6 protein-coding genes are annotated in these 21,189 nt (G+C 71.8%); 3 read left to right on the top strand and 3 right to left on the bottom strand.

Going from position 1 to position 21,189, the window contains the following annotated elements:
• Positions 1-57 precede the first annotated feature (57 nt).
• On the bottom strand, positions 58-16,905 hold the full coding sequence (locus tag AC1DWC_RS08550; protein ID WP_477907178.1) for an amino acid adenylation domain-containing protein: 16,848 nt from the start codon (positions 16,903-16,905) through the stop codon (positions 58-60).
• 87 nt (positions 16,906-16,992) lie between these two features.
• Positions 16,993-17,793: an alpha/beta fold hydrolase gene (locus AC1DWC_RS08545; protein WP_477907176.1), complete on the bottom strand. Its 801-nt coding sequence runs from the start codon at positions 17,791-17,793 to the stop codon at positions 16,993-16,995.
• A 123-nt stretch (positions 17,794-17,916) separates the two neighbouring features.
• On the opposite strand from AC1DWC_RS08545, the gene AC1DWC_RS08540 reads away from it, so the two are divergent.
• The 3 genes from AC1DWC_RS08540 (at position 17,917) to AC1DWC_RS08530 (ending at position 20,894) form a co-directional block, all read left to right on the top strand.
• On the top strand, positions 17,917-18,855 hold the full coding sequence (locus AC1DWC_RS08540; RefSeq protein WP_477837335.1) for a methionyl-tRNA formyltransferase: 939 nt from the start codon (positions 17,917-17,919) through the stop codon (positions 18,853-18,855).
• A gap of 134 nt (positions 18,856-18,989) precedes the next feature.
• Positions 18,990-19,880: a bile acid:sodium symporter family protein gene (locus AC1DWC_RS08535; RefSeq protein ID WP_477907174.1), complete on the top strand. Its 891-nt coding sequence runs from the start codon at positions 18,990-18,992 to the stop codon at positions 19,878-19,880.
• Positions 19,881-19,982: 102 nt separating this feature from the next.
• Entirely contained in the window at positions 19,983-20,894 is a 912-nt protein-coding gene (locus AC1DWC_RS08530; protein ID WP_477907172.1) for a tyrosine-protein phosphatase, read from the top strand.
• 72 nt (positions 20,895-20,966) lie between these two features.
• Here the strand turns inward: AC1DWC_RS08530 and AC1DWC_RS08525 are convergent.
• On the bottom strand, positions 20,967-21,189 hold a 223-nt coding region (locus AC1DWC_RS08525), incomplete at its 5' end, for an HNH endonuclease signature motif containing protein (protein ID WP_477907170.1).

Below are 21,189 nucleotides of genomic sequence, written 5' to 3'. Positions count from 1 at the left end.
GCGGAAGTGCATGCGGTCCAAGCGATCGAACCGAGGTGAATAGTAGCGCAGCCTACCCTAAATCTGCATGCCCACACCCTGCGGCCGCCCGATCTGCCCGAGTTGGTGCCCCTCGTCCGCGCACACCGCCCGGAGCAGTGCCGACAGCCTGTCGGCGAGGGCCGCCACCACGTCGGCGTCGAGCACGTCGGTCCGGTACCCCAGGTAGGCGTGCACCGGCCCCGGCCCCACCGGCTCGTAGAAGCTCAGTGTCAGGTCCGCGACCGGCGCACCCACCGGGACCGGCAGCAGCGGGCCGAAGACACCGTCGACGGCGTCCAGGCTGGCCTGCTCGTGGTGCACGATCATCACCTGCGGTCGCATCACCTCGCCGCCGAGAGCCGTTGCCACGTCCTCGAATCCGATGTCCTGGTGATCCAGCGCGGCCAGGTTCGACGCCCGCACCCGGCCCAGCAGTACCGCGAAGGTCGGGTCCCCGGAGGTGTCGGTGCGCAGCACGACGGTGTTGAAGAAGCATCCGATCAGCCCGGACAGCGCCTCCTCCGGCCGTCCCGCGACCAGCGATCCGATCGGAAGGTCCTCGCCCACACCGAATTCGGTGAGCACCGAGGCCAGCGCCGCCTGCAGGACCATGAACATCGACGTCCCGGTCCGGCGGGCCAGCGCGTCGATGTCGGCGTGCAGGGCCTCGTCGATCGGCAGGCCCACCAGGTCGCCGCCCGCCGGTCGCGCCGGCCGCTCCCCCGGCAGGCTCAGCCGCTCGGGGAGGCCGGCCAGTCGCTCTCGCCAGTAGCCGAGCTGGGTTGTGTACCTGCTGGACTCGTCGTCCGCGTCGCCCAGTACGGAGTCCGTCCACGCGACGTAGTCCGAGTAGCCGACCGGCAACGCGGGCAGCTCCGGCTCGGACCCGGCGACCAGCGAGACGTAGCCCGCCAGCAGTTCCCCGAGGAGCGGCACGACCGACCACTCGTCGACGGCCAGGTAGTGCATCACCAGCAGCAGCGCCTGGCGACCGTCCGCCGTCTCGGCCAGCGTGACCCGCAGCGGGGCGTGCTCGGTCAGGTCCGTCGGCCGCTGGGCGAGCTGGAAGACCAGGGCGGCCAGGTCGCCGTCCCCCGCGTCGAGGACCTCCAGTCGTGGCCCCGCCACCGTCACCCCGCGGACCTCGACGCCGTCGGCGGCGAACGCCGTCCGCAGCGGCTGGTGCCGCGACACCACCAGCTCGAGGGCGCGTGCCAGCGCGTCCGCGTCGAGGCGGTGGTGCGGGTACAGCGAGAGGGCGTGACTGGCCGTGCCCGTGTCCCGGTACACCGACCACTGCCGACGCTGCACCGGTGCCAGCGCGTCCGTGGCCGATGCGGCGGGCGTCAGCGCCGGACGACCGCCGGCATCGACGACCGTCAGCTCGGCCAGCTCGGCCACGGTCGGCGCGTCGAACACCTCACGGATGCTCAGCTGCGCACCGAGTTCGGTGCGGACCCGGCCGACCAGCTGCATGGAGGCCATCGAGTGTCCGCCGAGGTCGAAGAAGTTGTCGTGCACGCCCACCGACGGCAGGTGCAGGATCTCCGCGAACAGGCCGGCGATCACCCGCTCCCGCTCGGTGCGCGGCGCGACGTCGCCGGTCAGCTCCGCCCAGTCCGGCGCGGGCAGCGCCTTGCGGTCCAGCTTGCCGTTCGGGGTGAGCGGCAGCGGGCCGTCCAGCACGATGACCACGCTGGGCACCATGTAGTCCGGCAGCGACGACGCCACGTGGGCGCGCACCGCGGCCGGGTCGACGACCGCACCCTCCAGCGGCACCACGTACCCGATCAACCGGGCGATCGACCCGTCCCGGTCGGCGACGACGGCCGACTGGTTGACGCCCGGGCTGTCCGCGAGCGCGGCGATGATCTCGCCCAGCTCGATGCGGAAGCCCCGGATCTTCACCTGGTCGTCGACGCGGCCGAGGAAGTCGATGTTGCCCTCCGGGCGCCAGCGCGCCAGGTCACCCGTGCGGTACATCCGGCCGGGGCCGAACGGGTTGGCGACGAAGCGGCCCGCCGTCAGCGCCGGCTTGCCGAGGTATCCGCGGGCCAGACCGCGGCCGGCGATGTACAGCTCGCCCGCGACCCCGACCGGAACCGGCCGCAGCCGCGCGTCGAGGACGAACGCCTGCTCGTTGGGGTCCGGGATGCCGATCGGCACCGCCTGGTTCCAGCCCGGCTGCGCCTGCCACAGCGTGTTGTTCACCGTCGCCTCGGTGAGGCCGTAGGCGGCCAGCAGGTTCAGCCGCTCCGCCCACCGTCCGATCAGGTCCGGCGGCACCGTCTCGGTGCCGACCAGCACCGTGCAGCCCGCGGGCACCAGGGCGCCCGGCGGCAACGCGGCCATCAGCGACGGCGGGATGATCGCGTGCGTCACCTCGTGCTCGTGCATGAAGTCGGTGAGCTCCGGGCCCGCGACCCGGGAGCGGTCCGGCACGATCACCAGCCGCGAACCGGTGCACAGCGCCATCGACAGCTCGAACACCGCGACGTCGAATCCGACCGAGGCGAACTGCAGCACAGTCGAACCCGGGACCAGTCTCATTCGGTCCTCGGCGGTGGCGACCAGGCTGGAGATGCCCTCGTGCGAGACCACCACGCCCTTGGGCCTGCCGGTGGACCCGGAGGTGTAGATGACGTAGGCGGCGTGGTCGATGCCGTCGGGCACTGTGGTCGCAGGCTTGACTGCCGCGGCGAGTGCCGCGACTGTCCCCGGCTCGTCGAGCAGCACCCGGCCCAGGCCCGGCGCCTCCTCGATCCGCGCCGACTCCCGGGCGGTGCTCAGCAGCACCCCGGCGTTCGAGTCGGCCAGCATGTAGGAGATCCGGTCGGCGGGGTGGCTCAGGTCCAGCGGCAGGTACGCGGCCCCGAGCTTGAGGACCGCCAGCACCGAGGCGACCATGTCCACCGAACGCGGGACGGCAAGGCCCACCACCGATTCCGCGCCGACGCCGCGGCCGGCGAGCACCGCGGCGATCCGGTCGGACCCCTCGTCGAGCTCGGCGTACGTCATGCTGCCGTGCTCGTCCAGCGCGGCCGTCGCGGCCGGCGTGGCCGCCACCCAGCGCGCGAACGAGGCGTCGAGGGTCTCCTCCGGCACCTCCCGCCGGGTGTCGTTGAACTCCACCAGCACCAGGTCACGCTCGCCGGGCAGGAACACGTCGACCGCGCCGATCGGGGTCGACGGGTCCTGCGCGACGGCGTCGAGCAGCGCCAACTGGCGGCGGGCGATCGCGTCGGCCGTCGGCTCGTCGAACAGGTCCGCGCCGAACTCGAGGCGCAGCGCGATCCGATTCTCGTCCAGAAACTCGGTGAAGTTGAACACCAGGTCGAACTTCGCGGTCCGCTCCTGCAGGGGCACGGGTTCGAGCGTCAGCCCGCCCAGCTCCGTGATGTCCGCAGCCCGGCTGTGGTAGCCGACCATCACCTGGAACAGCGGGTTCCGGGCCAGCGTCCGCGCCGGGTTCAGGCGCTCGACAACGGATTCGAACGGGACGTCGGCGTGGGTGAACGCCGCGAGGTCGAGCTCGCGGACCCGGCCCAGCAGCTCGCCGAACGTCGGGTTGCCGCTCACGTCGGTGCGCAGCACCAGCGTGTTGACGAAGAACCCGACCAGCTCGTCGAGACCCTGCTCGGTGCGGCCCGCGATGGGCGCGCCGAGCGGCAGGTCGTCGCCCGCGCCGATCCGGTGCAGCAGCGCCGCGGCGGCGGCGTGCAGCACCATGAACATGCTCGCCCCGCTCTCGGCGGCCAGCGCCCGCAGCGCCGCGGTGGTGCGCGGATCAAGGTCCAGCTCGATCGCGCCGCCCGCGAAGCTCGGCCGCGCGGGCCGGGCCCGGTCGGTGGGCAGCGTGAGTTCCTCCGGCGCACCGGAGAGCGTCCGCTCCCAGTACGAGAGCTGCTCGCTCAGCACCGATTCCGGGTCCGCGGCGTCGCCGAGCAGCTCGCGCTGCCAGAGCGTGTAGTCCGCGTACTGCACGGCCAGCGGCTCCCACTGCGGGGCCTGGCCGTGCGCTCGGGAGGCGTAGGCGAGCATCAGGTCGCGCAGGAACGGCCGGTCGGACCACTCGTCGGTGGCGATGTGGTGCAGCACCAGCGCGAGGACGTGATCGTTCGCAGCAAGCCGGATCACGGTGCCGCGCACCGGGATCTCACGGGTCAGGTCGAAGGGCCGCAGCACGGCGCCGCGGACCAGGCCGGTGATCTCGGCCTCGGTCCCGTCCACCACCGTCAGCTCCGGGGTCGCCTCGTCGAGGACCCGCTGCACGGGCAGGCCGTCGACCTCGCCGAACACCGTGCGCAGTGACTCGTGCCTGCCGACCACGTCCGCAAGCGCGGTCGCGAACAGCCCGGCGTCGAGTTCGCCCTTCAGGCGCAGCACGATCGGGAAGTTGTAGGCGGCCGCGGCGGGCACGCCGTCCGGCGACACCGAGCCCCCCTCGATCTGCTGCATCAGCCAGAGTCGCTGCTGCGCAGAGGACATCGGCAGGTGCTCGGGCCGGACCGCGGGCGCCAGCACCGGGCGGATCGCATCACCTCGGTCGCGGACCCGCGCCGCGAGCTCGGCCACGGTGGGGGCCTCGAACAGGTCCCGCATCGTGAGCTCCGTCGACAGCGCCGACCGGGCCCGGCTGATCAGCCGGGTCGCCAGCAGCGAGTGCCCACCGAGGTCGAAGAAGCTGTCCTCGACGCCGAGTTCCGCGACGTCGAGCACCTCGCCGAACAGCTCGCACAGCGCCTGCTCGATGTGATCGGCCGGCGCGCGTGAGCCCGAACCGACCGCATCCGGCACCGGCGGCAGGGCCCGCACGTCGAGCTTGCCGTTGACCGTCATCGGCAAGGTGTCGGTCGGCACGAAGGCCGCCGGAACCATGTAGTCCGGCAGGCAGGCGCGCAGCGCCCGTGCGTGATCGGTACCCCAGTTGGGGTGAAGATCACTCACGGGCCCGGAGGGCACCACGTAGGCGACGAGGCGCTTGACGCCGCCGGGGCCGGGCGCCGCGACGACGGCGCACTGCCGGACACCGTCGAGGCCCGCGAGGACCGACTCGATCTCGCCCAGTTCGACGCGGTGACCGCGGATCTTGACCTGGTCGTCGGTGCGACCGAGGAAGTCGATATTGCCGTCTCCGCCGCGCCGCACCAGGTCGCCGGTGCGGTACATCCGGCCGCCCGCCGTGAACGGGTCGGCCACGAAGCGCTCGGCGGTGAGGCCGAAGCGGTCCAGGTAGCCGCGGGCGAGGCCGATGCCCGCGATGTACAGCTCGCCGGCCACCCCGTCCGCGACGGGACGCAGCCACGAGTCGAGGATGTGGGCCCGGGTGTTCCAGATCGGCCTGCCGACCGTGGGGGTCACGGAGTCCGACGTGCCGCCGCCGAGGGTGTTGATCGTGTACTCGGTGGGGCCGTACAGGTTGTAGCCGAACGTGCCGTCCGTATCCCGCAGCCGGCTCCACACCGAATCGGGCACCGCCTCGCCGCCGAGCAGCACCAGCGGCGGCCGGTGCTCGCCCGGACCGTCGTCGAGCAGTCCCTCCTCGAAGAGGTGCTGGGCGTAGGTGGGCGTCACGTTGACGACGTCGATGCGGTGGGTGTTGCAGTACGCCACCAGCGATTCCGCGTCGCGGCGCAGGTTCTCGTCGCAGATGTGCACCTCGTGTCCCTCGACGAGCCAGAGCAGCTCCTCCCAGGACATGTCGAAGGCGAACGACACGGTGTGCGCGATCCGGAGGCGTCGGCCGCCGGTCATCTCGCCCGAAGACCTGCTTGCAGGGTCGAGCATCTGCATCGTCGGGTCGAAGATCTCGGCGCGGTGGTTGAACTGCATGTTGGTCAGACCGCGGTACCCGGTGACCACGCCCTTGGGCTTGCCGGTCGAGCCGGAGGTGTAGATGACGTACGCCGGGTGGTCCAGCCGCCCCGGGGTGCCGGGGGCGAAGCCGCCCAGCTCGGCATCCGTCAACGGTTCGGTGCCGTGGTCCGGTTCCTCGTCGCCGTCGAGCGCGATCGCCGCGCCCTCGAAACCGGCGAGGGTCTCGCCGACCGCGACGGTGGTCACCAAGACCACCGGCCGGGCGTCGTCGAGCATCCCGACCAGGCGCTCCGCCGGGTGGTCCAGCTCGAGCGGCAGGTACGCGGACCCGGTGCGCAGCACCGCGAACAGCGCGACGACCATCTCCACCGACCGCGGCAGGCCAAGCGCGACAATCCGTTCCGGACCGGCGCCGTGCGCCAGCAGCAGCCGGGCCATGGCGTTGATCCGGCCGTCGAGGTCCCGGTAGGTCACCGACTGCGAACCGAAGACCAGCGCGACCTCGTCCGGGGTGCGCGCGGCCGCCTCCGCGAACAGGTCCGCGATGGTGGACTCGGGCAGCTCCCGCTCGGTCGAGCGGGCCGCCAGCGCCGCGCGCTCGCCGGGCAGCGAGAGGTCCAGCGACCCAACCGGTGTGGACACGTCGTCGGCGAACAGTTCGAGCAGCCCGACGAACCGGGCGAGCATCGACTCGACCCTCGACTCGGCCACCGCCTCGGGACGGAACTCGAACTTGACCTTCACCCGGTTGCCGGGTGTCACCACCACGGTCAGCGGGTAGTGGGTGTGGTCGACGCTGTCGCCGCCGCTGATGTCGTGCGCGCTGTTGAGCGCGGACACCTGGTTCTCGTCGACGAAGTTCTGCAGCACGTAGAGCACGTCGAAGAGCTGGCGGTGATCGGACTCGCGTCCGATCGTGGCCAGTCCGAGGTAGTCGTGCGGCATCAGGCCGAGGCGCTCGGACTGGCTGCGCCGCAACAGGTCCTCCACCCGCTCCGCCGGGCGCAGCGTGGTGCGGACCGGGACCGTGTTGAGGAACAGGCCGGCCACCGTGTCGAGGCCCTCGACCTCCGGGGGCCGGCCGGCGACGGTGATGCCGAACACGACGTCGTCGCGACCGGTCTCCGCGCCGAGCACCAGCGCCAGCGCGCCGCTGAGGACGGCGTTGAAGGTGACCCCGCTCGCCGACGCCCTGGCCCGCAGGCGCTCGCTCAGCTCGGCCGTGAGCACGGTGTCGCGTCGGCCGGGCAGCGCGGGCGCCCCGGCCACGGTCGACCCGAGCAGCGTCGGCTCCTCGAGACCGGCCAGCGCGCGACGCCACTCCGCCCGCCCGGCCTCGCTGTCGCGGTCGCGCAGCCAGCCCAGGTAGTCGTCGAAACCGCCCGTCGCGGTGGGGAACCCGCTGTCGTCGCCGGCGGACTCGTAGAGCGCCAGCAGCTGGCTGACCACGATGCCGTTCGACCAGCCGTCCCAGAGCAGGAACTGCCGGTTGACCACCAGGCGGTCGCGGTCGTCGTCGAGGCGGATCACCATCGCCCGCCACAACGGCGGCGCCGTCAGGTCGAACGGAGTGAGCCGGTCGGTGGCCATCAGCTCGGCGGCATGGGCCTCGCGCTCGGCCGGCACCAGCTCACGCAGGTCGAACTCGACGATCGGGACGTCGAGGTCGGCGGTGACGAACTGCACCGGCGCGGTGAGGCCGTCGCTGAGGAATGCCGCACGCAGCGTCGGGTTCCGGCGCTGCAGGGTGCGCAGCGCCGCGGCCAGCCGCTCGATGTCGAGGCGATGCTCGAAGTCCAGCGAGAACTGCGCGGTGTAGATGTCGGCGCCCTCGTCGAAGGTCGCCTGGAAGTACAGGCCCTCCTGCAGCGGGGACAGCGGCCACACCGCGTCGACCCCGGCAGGGCTGCGCTCGGCGATCAGGTCCAGCTCATTCTGGGTCAGCGCCACCAGCGGCACGTCGGACGGCGTCAGGACGCCGGGTCCGTCGTGGCGCGCCGCGGTCTCGACGAGCTCGCGCAGCGCCTGCGCCCAGCCCTGGCTCAGCGCCTCACCATCGGCCTCGGTCAGCCCCAGCTCGGAGCGGCCGAAGCTTGCGTGGAGCACCGGGCCGTCGGCCGTGTCCTCGCAGATCGCGTTGACGATCAGCAGGTAGGGACCGCCCATGTCGGCATCGGGATCGGTTGACAGTGCATCGGTCTCGGGCGCGGGTGCCCACGGGATCTCGATGCCCAGATCGGCCGACGGCATCCTGCCGAGGTAGTTGAACAGGACCTGCGACTCCGCGCGGGCGGCGAGCAGGCCCGCGGTGCGGGCGTTCGCGTACCGCAGCATGCCAAAGCCGATACCGCCGTCGGGCGCGTCCCTCAGCCGCTCCTTCACGTCCTTGAGCACGCCCAGCGGTCGCTCGCCCGCCCGCAGCCGGACCGGGCTGATGCTGGTGAACCAGCCGACGGTGCGGGACAGGTCCACGCCCGGCGCCAGCTCCTCGCGGCCGTGCCGCTCCAGGTCGACCAGGAGGTCCGACGCGGCGCGGCCGGTGTCGCGGTGCCAGCGGCTGACGGCGATCCGCAGCGCGCTGAGCAGCACGTCGGTCACGTCGGCGTTCGCCAGCGCGGGCACGGTCGTCAGCGCGGCGGCGGTGTCGTCCACGGACAGCGAAACCCGGTGCTGGGACCCGGTTCCGATGGTCGCGTGACCGCTGACCTCCGGCACCAGCGCCGCTCCGGGCGCCGTGACGGCGGTCCAGTGCGCCAGCTCGGCGAGGCGCTCGGCGCCCTGGGCCTGCTCGACGACGATCCGGCCGAACCCGCGTAGCGAGGTGCCGACGGGATCGAGCGCCGCATCCTGACCGGACGCCGACGCCACGTTCGCCATCGCGAGGTCCTCGAGCAGGATCCGCCAGGACACCCCGTCCACCACGAGGTGGTGCGCGACGATCAGCAGGCGGCCGGTGGCCTCCGGTCCGGCGTCGAACCACACCGCCTGCAGCATCACGCCGGACTCGGGGTCGAGGCGGTCGGTCGCCGCCTCGGAGTGCGCGGTGACGATGCCGCGCAACGACTCCGGGTCCCGGGCGTCGACGGCGGTGAAGATCGAGGCAGCGCTCACCGAACCGGGTTCGGTGGTCACCGTCGACCACACGCCGGGTGCGTGCCGGGTCAGTCGGACGCGCAGGCCGTCGTGGTGGTCGAGCAGGGCCTGCAGCGCGCCACGGAGCACGCGCTCGTCGGCGCCGGCCGGGGTGTGCAGCAACACGGCCTGGTTGAATCGGTCGGTGCCGCCGGACCATTCGGAGAGCCGGTGCACGACCGGCAGCGGGATGACCTCGCCGATGCCGTCGGCGACGGGTGCGTCGGGCGTGGCCGCCTGGGCGACCGGGTCCGCCTCGCCGACCAACCGCGCGATCGCGGCCGGGGTGCGCTGCTCGAAGATCTGGCGGGGGGTGAGGGTGACGCCGTCTCGGCGGGCCAGGTTCACCAGCCGGATCGCCAGGATGCTGTCGCCACCGAGGGTGAAGAAGTCGTCGCCCGTGCCCACCCGGTCCAGGCCTAGCACCTCGGCGAACTGGGCGGCGATGCGTCCCTCCGTCCCCGTGCTGGGGGCGGACTCCGACACCGCGACCGAGAAGTCCGGCGCGGGCAGGGCCTTGCGGTCCAGCTTGCCGCTCGGGCTCAGCGGCAACGAGTCGAGCTCCACGAAGGCACTGGGCACCATGTACTCCGGTAGCGAGGCGGCCAGCGCCTGTGCGTACTTCTGGTCGCCGCGGGCACCGGAAGTGCTCACGGGCCCGGCGGGCACCACGTAGGCGACCAGCCGCTGCTGGCCGGGGCGGTCCTCGCGCACCAGGACGGCGGCGTGGGCCACCGACGGATCGGCCAGTAGCGCGGCCTCGATCTCGCCGAGCTCGATCCGGAAGCCGCGCAGCTTCACCTGGTCGTCGGCGCGGCCGACATAGTCCAGTTCGCCGTCGACTGACCGCACCAGGTCGCCGGTCCGGTACATCCGGGCCCCGGCCACGAACGGGTCGGCGACGAACCGGTCCGCGGTCAACGCCGCGCGGCCCAGGTAGCCGCGGGCCAGCTGCGGCCCAGACAGGTACAGCTCCCCCTCGGCTCCCGGCGGCACCAGGTTCAGGTACTGGTCGAGCACGTACAGCCGGGTGTTCGCGACCGGCGCGCCGATCGGCACGCTGTGCGCCGTCGACGAAACCTCCTGCGCCCCGAAGAAATAGCTCACCTCGACCGCGGCCTCGGTGGGCCCGTAGAGGTTGTCCAGCCGCACCCCGGGCAGCACCTCGGCGAATCGCCGGGCCGCCGCGGCGGACAGCGCCTCGCCCGAGCAGGCGACGACCCGGAGCGCGGTGCAGGCCGCGGCGCCCGGCTCCGCCAGGAAGAGGTCCAGCATGGACGGAACGAAATGCGCACGGCTGATGCCTCGTTCGGCGATCAGCCCCGCGAGGTAGCCCGGATCCCGGTGTCCGCCCGGACGGGCCAACACGACCGTGGCGCCGGCGATCAACGGCCCGAAGAACTCCGGCACCGAGACGTCGAAGCTCGACGGCGTCTTCTGCAGCACCCGGTCCCCCACCGTCAGCGGGTTCTCGTTCTGCATCCAGAGAAGCCGGTTGACGATGGCCTCGTGTGCCACCAGCACGCCCTTCGGCCTGCCGGTCGAACCCGAGGTGTAGATGACGTATGCGGGATGGCCTGCCACGGCGCGGGCACCGGACGGCGACCCACCCGAATCCCCCAGGGAATCGGCCAGATCCACCGTCAGCACCGGCAGTCCGGTGTCGAAGGGCTCGCCGTCGGTGAGCACGCACACCGGCGCGGCGTCGGCCAGCATGTACGCCAACCGGTCGGCCGGGTAGTCGAGGTCGAGCGGCAGGTACGCGCCACCCGCCTTCCCGACCGCCAGCAGCGCGACCATCAACTCGAGTGAACGCCCGATCGCGACGGCGACGAGCGACTCCGGTCCCACCCCGCGGTCGACGAGCTCGTGCGCCAGGCGGTTCGCCCGCGCGTGCAGCTCGGCATAGGTCAGCGCCTCGCCCTCGAACTCGACGGCGATTGCGTCCGGGGTGCGCGCGGCCTGCTCGTCGAGCAGGTCGGTGAGGGTGCGGGCCTCAGCGGTGGCGTCGGATGCGGCCCAGCTCGCCTCCAGCTCGTTCCGCTCAGCCTCGGTCACCAGCGCGAGCGCGGAGACCGGCCGGTCGCCGTCGCTGACCAACTCGCTCAGGAACGACACCATGCCGTCGGCCAACCGGCCGGCGGTGGCCGAGTCGATCACCGCGGCCTGGTACTTGACCTCCAGCCGCAGCTCGTCACCGGGCGCGACGATCAGCGTCACCGGGTACGGCGGGTTCTCCTCGAAGGTGATGCCGGTGATCTCGAGACTGCCGGTGGGGTCGGCGACGGCACCCTCTCCGATCGGGTAGTTCTCGAACACGACCAGGGTGTCGAAGAGCTCCTGCAGTCCGGTGAGCCGGCGCAGCTCGCTCAGGCCGATGTACTGGTGCTCGAGCAGCACCGACTGCTCGTCCTGCCAACGGGTCAGCGCCGCAGCGACGGATTCCTCGGCGCGGTAGCGCAATCGGGCCGGCACGGTGTTGATGAACAGCCCGACCATGGTCTCGATGCCGCGCAGGTCTCCGCCGCGGCCGGACACCGTCGAGCCGAACAGCACGTCGCGGCGCTTGGTGAGCCGGCCCAGCAGCAGACCCCAGGCGCCGTGCACGAGGGTGCTCAGCGTCAGCCCACGAGCGCGGCCGAACGCGATGAGGTCTGCGGTCTGCGCCGCGGACAGGTTGACCTTGACCTCGCGGATACCGAACTCGGTGCCGCGCTCGGCCCTGCCGAGGGCGGTCGGCTCGTCGACCCCGTCGAGCGCGGCACGCCACACCTCGATCGACGCATCCCGGTCACGGGATCCCAACCAGCCCAGGTAGTTCCGGTACGGCTCCGGCGCGGGCAGTGCCGCCGGAGTGGAGCCCGCGGGGGCGTACAGCGCCATCAGCTCGCGCAGCATCACCGGCACCGACCAGCCGTCGGCGACGATGTGGTGGATCGACTGCAGCAGCAGGTGCTCGTCCGGCCCTGCCTGCACCAGCACGTACCGCAGCAGCGGCGCCTGCTCGAGGTCGAACCCGCGCACCCGCTCGTCGGCGAGGATCTGCCGGACCTGTGACGCGACCTCGTCGGCGCCCAGTCCGCGCAGGTCCACCGCGTCCATCGGGGCACGGGCCCCGCCGGAGACCACCTGCACCACCCGGCCGTCGGAGACCGCCCGCAGCCCGGTGCGCAGGGCCGCGTGCCGATCCACGACCGTCTGCAGTGCGGCGTGCAGCGCCTGCGGGTCCACCGGACCGGTCAGCTCGATGACCTGTTGCACCACATAGGGATCGGAGCGCTCGGTCTCGAACGCGCTGTGGAAGTAGATGCCCTCCTGCAGCGGGGTCATCGGCAGCACGTCGACCAGGTCGGCGACCGCGTCCTCGAGCTGGTCGACGTCGGCCTGGCGCAGCCGCGTGTGCGGGAAGTCCGCGGGGGTATGTCCGCCGAACGGGGCACTCGCCGCGAGCGTGCCCAGCACCGCGGTCCAGGCCTCGGACAGGGCGGTGATCCGCGCCGCGGGGAACAACCCCGGCGCCCAGGTGATGGTGGTGCGCAGGGTCGGCCCGTCGGGTCCGTCCTCCGCGATCGCGTTGAACTCGATGGCATGCCCCATCGGCGCGTCGGGGTCGTTGGCGCCGTCCATCGCGACCGGCAGCCAGTCGGCGTCCGCGCCGGCGGCGACCCGACCGAGGTAGTTGAACAGCACCTGCGGCTCGGCGCCGGCGGCCAGCTCGGCGCTGGCGGCGCTGAGGTATCGCAGTGCCCCGTAGCCGATCCCGTTGCCGGGCACCGCCCGCAGCTGCTCCTTGACGGCCTTGAGAGCCCCGGCCAGCGCCGCCGGGTCGCTCAGGTCCGCGAGCGGTCCCGCGTCCAGTCGCACCGGGTACAGGCTGGTGAACCAGCCGACGGTGCGCCCGAGGTCCACCCGGCGCCCGGCGGCGTCCTCCTCGCGGCCGTGACCCTCGAGGTCGACCAGTACCTCGCGCGGCGAATCCGCCTGCGCGCCGGACGAATCACCGGCACGCCAGGATGCGAGCGCGGCCGCCAGCGCGGTCAGCAGCACGTCGTTGACCTGGCCGCCGAACGCCGCGGGCACGGCGCCGAGCAGCGGCGCGGTCAGTTCCGGCCTCAGCTCGACGGTCAGCGACTCGGCCGCACCGCAGGTGTCGAGGGCCGGGTCACGGTGCCGGGCCCCCAGCATCGGGTCCGCGGTCGCGGTGACCGTCCGCCAGAAGTCGAGTTCGTCGTCGAAGGCTCCGCCGCCGGCCCGCTCCGCGAGCAGTTGCGCCCAGCGCCGCAGCGAGGTGCGGGACACCGGGTCCAGGGGCGCGCCGAGCGCGGCGCGGGCCAGGTCCTCGAGCAGGATCCGCCACGAGACACCGTCGACCACAAGGTGATTGACCACCAGCAGCAGCCGGCCCGGCCGGTCGCCGCCGTCGAACCAGACCGCCTGCAGCATCACGCCCGCGTCCGGGTCCAGCCGCCCGCGCGCCGCGGCCGCCTCCTGTGCGACGGCGTCGCCGAGTTCGGCGTCGCCGAGCGCGGCGGCGGGGACCGTCCGCACCAGCTCCGCGGCGTCGGGCACTCCCGGTTCGGGCACCGTCAGCACCCAGTGCTCGCCGCGGTCCAGGCGTGCGCGCAGCGCGGGATGCCGGTCCAGGACCGCCTGCAACGCGGCACGCACCGTGTCCTGGGTGAGCCCGGCCGGGGTGCGCACCTGTACCGCCTGGTGGAAGCGCGCGACGGCCTCGCCCTGCTCCTGGGTGCGGGCGACGATCGGGGTCGCGGGGACCTCGCCCGTCGGCACGTCCAGGACGTCCACCTCGGCCGCGGCCCGGCCCTCGACCTCGCGGGCCAGCGCCTCCACCGTCCGCAGCGCGAACACCTCACGGGCGCTGAAGTGCAGCCCGGCGGCGCGGGCCTGGTTGACCAGCTGGATCGCGACGATGCTGTCGCCGCCGAGCGCGAAGAAGTCGTCGGTGACGCCCACCGTCTCCTGCCCGAGGACACGCGCCACCACGGTGGCCAGCTGCCGCTCGAGCTCGGTGCGCGGAGCGAGACCCGAAAGGCCCGCGCGCAGATCGGGTTCCGGCAGCGCTCGCCGGTCCAGCTTGCCGTTGGCGGTGAGCGGGAACCGGTCCATCACGACCACCGCGGTCGGCACCATGTATTCGGGCAGTTTGGCCGCGGCCCAGGCTCGCAGCGCGTCCGGGTCGACGGCGCCGTCCGCCACCACGTAGCCGGCGAGGTACTTGGCGCCGGCCTGTTCGCGCACCAGCACCGCGCACTGCCGGACCGCGGGGTGGGTGGCCAGCGCGGCCTCGACGTCCTCGAGTTCGAGGCGCATGCCGCGAATCTTGACCTGGTTGTCGGCGCGGCCGATGAAGTCGAGGGTGCCGTCCTCCGCCCAGCGGGCGAGATCGCCGGTGCGATAGAGGCGGGCCCCGTTGTCGGAGAACGGGTTGGCGACAAATCGGGAGGAGGTGAGCGCGGGGGCCCCGACGTATCCGCGGCCGAGCAGGTACCCGGCCGCGTACAGCTCGCCGCCGACGCCGGGCGGCACGGGCCGCAGCCGGGCGTCGAGCACGTACAGCTCGGTGTTGGGGTTGGGCCGGCCGATCGACGACGCGATCCGTTCGGCACTGTCCCGATAGATCACATGGGAGACACCGATGGTCGCCTCGGCGGGCCCGTACCCGTGGTAGAGCGTGGTGGTGAGCTGCCGGCGGAACCGGTCGAACAGTTCCGGGGTGAGCACCTCGCCGCCGCACCAGACGTGCCGTAGCCCGTCCAGTGCGGGCGTGCCCTCGGCCAGGTCGAGCAGCACGCTGAGCATCGAGGACACCAGGTACACGAAGGTGACGCGCTCGCGTTCGATCAGGTCCAGCAGGTACTGGGCGTCGCGTTCGCCGCCCGACTCGGCGACCACCAGCCGGCCCCCGGAGACCAGCGGCAGCAGCACCTCGTTGACCGAGATGTCGAAGGACAGAGGAGCTTTGAACAGGGAGGCGTCGTCGACGCCGAAGCCGAGCACCTCCGTCACCTGCCAGCCCAGCCGCGCGCAGATCGCCTCGTGCCGGATCATCGCGCCCTTGGGCCGCCCCGTGGAGCCGGAGGTGAAGATGACGTAGGCGAGCGACCGCCCGTCGATCGCGACGTCCAGCGGCCCGGACGCGAGGCCCTTGTGGGCCCAGTCGGTCAGGTCCACCGGCACACCGGCGTCCGCCGACGCGTCCACCCCACCCGGGCCCGTGAGCACCAGCCGCGCGCCGGCGTCGTCCAGCACCTGGGTCCGACGGTCCAGCGGCCAGGCCGGGTCCAGCGGGACGAAGGCGCCGCCCGCGGTCATGACCGCCAGCAGGCCCACGACCATCTCGGCCGAGCGCGGAACGCCGACCGCGACAACCTCTTCCGGGCGCAGGCCGCGCTCCAGGAGGTGCCGTGCCAGCTGGTTGACTCGGGCACCGAGCTGCCGGTACGTCAGCCGGGTCGCCCCCGCGACCAGCGCCTCCGCGTCGGGAGTCGCGGCCACCTGCGCGGCGAAGAGTTCGGGGACGGTGCGCGAGTCCTGCGGCTGGGCGGTGTCGTTGAAGTCGACCAGCACCCGGCGCCGCTGCTCGTCCGACATCACGTCGAACCGCGAGAAGGGAGCCTGGGGCTCGGCGACGAGCTGGCCCAGGAACTCGGCGAGCTGTGCGCGGTGCCGCTCGAGGTCCTCCTCGAGGCCCGCACCCACCCGCAGGTCGATCCGGATCGACTCGCCCCCCTGACCGCGCTGGACGGTGAAGTCGAGTTCACCGATCGCGCCGGTGACCATGTTCTGCGGGAACGCGGGGCTGCCGCCGAAGGTCATCGAGTGCTCGAACAACACGATGTTGATTCCGGGACCGAACAGTCGCCTGGACGGATCCAGCGCGCGCATCTCCCTGGCGAGGTCCTCGCCCCGGTACCGGCCGTGCCGGAGCAGGCCGATCAGCGCCTGGTCGAGGTGGGCCGTCAGCGCGGCCAGCGTGCTGTCCCCGTCGACCTGCAGCCGCATCGGCAGGATGGTCGAGGCCATCGACGGCAGGTTCCGCAACGCCCGCCCGGTGCGACCGGTCAACGGCACCGACAGCATCAGGTCGGACTGGCCGCTGACCCGGTGCAGGTAGGCGGCGATCATCGCGAACGGGACCCGGGTGCGCCGGATGCCCTGGGCGTCGGCGAACCGGTACAGGCCCGCCACGGTCTCGGCGTCGAGTTCGACGCTGGCCTTGATCGGCGGCGCAACGGGGTCCGGGGCGGGCGGAAGCAACACCGGGGGCTCGGGGGCGTCGGCCAGCCACTGCAGCCAGTGCTCGCGATCCGCCTGGAACCGGCCGGACGCGCGGTACTCGACGTCCGCGTCGATCGCCGTCTGCAGGGACCAGTCCCGCTCGTCGAACAGCAGGTCCGGGTGCTCCTGCCTGCCGACGACCTCGTCGACCAGCAGCACGATGCCGTAGCCGTCGACGATGCTGTGGTGGTACCGCTGGTACCACCACGTCACCTCGTCGTCGATCCGCAGGATCGCCTGGGTGAACAGCGCCTCGTCACTCTCCAGCTCCGCGACGGTCTGCATGTCGCGTTCGACCCAGTCGCGGGCCGCGTCCGCCGCGTCCGGCAGCGCCCGCAGGTCGACGACCTTCAGCGTCCAGGCCTCCGGGTCGAGGCGCTGCTGCCGGAGCACGTCGTCCGGGCCGACCGCGAAACGCACGTGCAGCGCCTCGGCGCGGCGGATGGTCAGGTACAGGGACTCGACCGCGCGGGCGATGTCGAGCGGACCGTTCACCTCGACGGTGAGCGCGATGTTGTAGGCAGCGCTCTGGGGCGCCAACTGCTGCGCGACCCACACCTCCGACTGGGCTGCCGTGACCGGCAGCCAACCGCCGGTTGCCTGTGCGGGTGCCGTCGAGCCGTGGAGGGATGCCATGGATGTCCGATCATCGTCGCGCGACGCCGTGAAGCTGCGTCAGATATCGGAGATTAGGATAGGCTATCCCCCCTAGGTGCAGGCGGCCTACCTCTTCAGGAAGTCCAGGATTGCCGCGTTGACCGCCTCCGGCCGTTCGAGGTAGCCGTAGTGACCGCAGTCCGGCAGCTCCAGGTACTCGGCGCCGGGGATCGCCTTGCCCACCTCCGCGGCCAGGTTCGCCGGCACCAGACGGTCGTCCGCGAACCCGACCGACAGGCACGGGACGGTGATCCGGCCGTACGCCGCGAGCCGGTCCCCGAAGTCGTCGAGGTTGCGCTGCGCCCGCACGCCCGGCGTGGTGTCCGCCTTGGAGAACGCGAAGATGTCCAGCCAGTCCTGCGCAGCCATCTGGTCGACCATCGACGCCGGGGACAGGTTCAGCACCGCGGTGATCGCGGCCCGGTACTCGGTGGGCAGCGTGATGCCCTTGCGGTCCAGCTCCCGCTCACCCTCCGACAGCGTCTTCTGCAGCGTGTCGCGGCGACCGTGGGCGGCCAGGAACACGGCCTTGCGAACCAGGTCGGGGCGGGCCAGCGCGAGCTCCTGCGCCACCCGGGCACCCAGCGAGGTGCCGACCACGTGGGCGGGTCCGCCGAGGTGGGCGATCAGGGCTGCGGTGTCCGCGACCAGGTCCTCGATCGTGATGCCGTCCGCGCACTCGTCCGTCGGCGCGATGCCGCGGTTGTCGAAGGTGCAGACGCGGTAGCCGGCCGCGACGAGCGCGGGCACCTGGTGCAGGTCCCAGACCCGGCCCGGGCTGCCCGTGCCCATGATCAGGACGACGAGATCGCCTGAGCCTTTGACCTGGTAATTCAGCTGAATCCCATTGATCGTGGCGAGCGGCATGAACGAGCCTTTCTAGCAGGGAACGAGGGATCGGCCCGTCACCGACGCATATGGTTAGCCTAAGCTGGCCATGCGTCGATCCGCATCGGCGGCAAGCACTCGCGCTCGTCCAGGAGGAACCCGTTGAGAGTCGCCACGCTCGGATACCAGACCTGGGGTCACCGTACCCTGCAGGCTCTGCTCGCTTCCAGACACGAGGTCGTCCTCGCGGTCACACACCCCAAGAGTGAGCACGCGTACGAACGGATGTGGGCCGATTCCGTCGCCGACCTGGCAGCCGAGCACCAGGTGCCCGTGCACATCGCGAACAAGCCCGACGCGGAGTTCAAGGCGGCGCTGGCGGATGCGGACCCGGACATCATCGTCGCGAACAACTGGCGCACCTGGCTGCCGAAGGACGTCTTCGACCGGCCCCGGTACGGCACCCTCAACATCCACGACTCGCTGCTGCCGAAGTACACCGGCTTCTCGCCGCTGATCTGGGCGCTCATCAACGGCGAGTCCGAGGTCGGGCTGACCGCGCACCTGATGGACGAGGAGCTCGACGCCGGCGCCATCGTGCTGCAGCGCGCGACCGCCGTCGGCCCCAAGGACACCGTCACCGACCTGTTCCACCGCACCGTCGACATGATCGGCCCGATCACCGTCGACGCCCTCGACCTGATCGAGTCCGGCCGTGCCGAGTTGACCCCGCAGGACCGGTCCCAGGCCACCTTCTTCCACAAGCGGGCCGCCGAGGACAGCCGGATCGACTGGACCTGGCCGGCCGAGGTGCTCGAGCGCCTGGTGCGCGCGCAGTCCGACCCGTACCCCAACGCGTTCACCACCTTCAAGGGCCAGCGCGTGCGCGTGCTGGAGTCCTCGGTGTCCAAGGGCTGCTACGGCGGCACCCCCGGCCGGGTGTTCATCCACGAGGGCGACGGCATGGTGATCGTCGCCGGGCCGGACGCCTGGAGCGGCCGCAACCACGGGCTGTCCATCGAGCGGGTGCGCCTCGACGACGGCACCGAGATGACGGGCAAGGAGTTCTTCCCACACGGCGGCGGGTACCTGGGCGTCTAGGTGTGCGGGTGGTGTGCGGATTCGACCCCCGCACACCACCGGGGCGGTCCTGACCGAAACGACCCCGACATATCGGGCTGCACTGTAGCTTCGGGCGGACATCCCACCGCCGAGCCCGGAAGCAGCCGCCCACCATGGATTCCGCACTCACCTCGGTCGCACTGCCAGCCGCGCTGGCGATCATCATGTTCGGCCTGGGCCTGTCCCTGACCGTCGACGACTTCGCCCGGGTGGCACGGCATCCCAAGGCGGTGGCGATCGCCCTCGTCTGCCAGCTCGTGCTGCTGCCCGCGATCGCGTTCGGCCTGGTGACGGCGTTCGACCTCGATCCCCTGCTGGCCGTGGGCATGATGCTGCTGGCGGCCTCGCCCGGAGGCACCACCGCCAACCTGTTCAGCCACCTCTTCCGCGGCGACGTCGCGCTCAATGTCACTCTGACGGCGGTCAATTCGGTGATCGCGGTGGTGACACTGCCACTCATCACCAACTTTGCGCTCGTCTACTTCGACCCTACGGACGGCGGCGGCGACACCCTCGGCCTGCAGTTCACCAAGGTGCTGCAGGTCTTCGCGGTGGTGCTGGTGCCGGTGGCGCTGGGCATCCTGGTCCGACGCCGGTCGCCGGCCTTCGCCGACCGGGCGGACCGCCCCGTGCGGATCGGGTCTGCGGTGGTGCTGGCCCTCGTCATCGTCGGCACCGTGGTCTCCGAGCGGGAGAACATCGCGGACTACGCCGCGGAGGTCGGCCTGATCGCCGTCGCGTTCTGCGTCCTGAGCCTCACCGTCGGATACCTGGTGCCGCGCCGACTGGGCATCACCGACCGCCAGTCCGTCGCCTGCTCGATGGAGATCGGAATCCACAACAGCACCCTCGCCATCACCATCGCGATCAGCCTGCTGGACAGCGTGCGACTGGCGGTGCCGGCCGCGGTGTACGGCGTGGTGATGTTCCCGGTGGCCGCCGCCTTCGGCTGGCTGATCACCCGCACCACCAAGTCCGGCGACCCCGCGGTCGCACGCGTGTGACCCGGTCGCCCGAAAGCCGCCCAGGCTCGGCCGCGGGCTTGTAACCTCGCACGGGTTTGCGGGGGGCTGATCTCCCGACCGGACGTTCAAGGGAGTTCGACGATGACAGCACGCCGATCGGCGCGGCCCCTGGGTCTCGCGTTCGCGACCCTCCTCGCGCTGACACCCGCCCTCGCCGGGCCCGTGACGGCCGCCGCGCAGTCGTCCGACATCTCGACCGGGTCGCTGATGTCCGGGTCGTCGCACTTCGGCTCGAACGGACCGGCGGCGCCGCTGCCCGAGCTGCCGCCGCCGTCCCCGACGGCCGTCCGACTCGACGAGGCCAGGAACTTCCGCGACGTGGGCGGCTACGCCACCGCCGACGGGCGGAAGGTACGCGAGGGACTCGTCTACCGCTCGAACAAGCTGAGCTCGCTCAGCGAGGCCGACCAGGCCAAGCTGACCGCCGCGAACGTCACCCTCGACGTGGACCTGCGCAACACGTCCGAGCGCGCGGAGGCGCCGGACCGGATTCCGCCCGGAGTGCGGTACCAGGTAGCCGATGTCGTCGGCATCGACAGCGGGTTCTGGTTCCACGAGTTCGTGCCGCTGACCCTCGGCCGGGCGATGATCGACGCCGCGGTCAACGGATCCTCGAACATCGGGCAGTCCATCGGATACCCCTTCATGGTCAGCTACCACGGCTCGGACGTGGCCTTCGCAGACCTGTTGAAGGCCATCGCGCAGAACGACACCGGTGCCACCGTCTACCACTGCAGCGCGGGCAAGGACCGAACCGGCTGGAGCACCGCGGTGCTGCTGACCCTGCTCGGCGTTCCCCGCGAGATGGTCAACGCCGACTTCATGGCGTCAAACACCTACCTCGGCCGCGACGACGCGGTCGACTTGTCCTGGCTCAACGCCGCTTTCGACCAGATGAACCGGATCTACGGCAGCTTCGACAGATACGTGCGGGACGGTCTCGGGCTGGACCAGGCGACGATCGACGCGCTGCGCGCCAAGCTGCTGGTCTGACGGAGCAGGTCTCCCCTACCGCCCAGAAACGGCGCAGACCGGTTGTGGGTGAGTTTGTAGTTCTTTGCCTGGTCAGGCTCCGTGGATCGCGCGCCGGTTGTGGGCCGGCCTCGGTCTTCGCAACGGGTCCACCCAGGCCGGCGGGATGAACGACGGGAACCCGTCCGATTCGATCTGCACGGCCCAGTGGTTCCTGTGGATGATCGTGTGGTGCTTCTTGCAGAGCAGCACGAGGTTGGACAGGGCGGTGGGACCGCCGTCGCTCCAGTGCCGAATGTGGTGGGCGTCGGTCCAG

It is taken from the genome of Rhodococcus sp. P4_C10 (assembly GCF_056402135.1).
The sequence above is the reverse complement of the archived record's forward strand: the minus strand, read 5'-3'. Positions and strand labels throughout refer to the sequence as shown.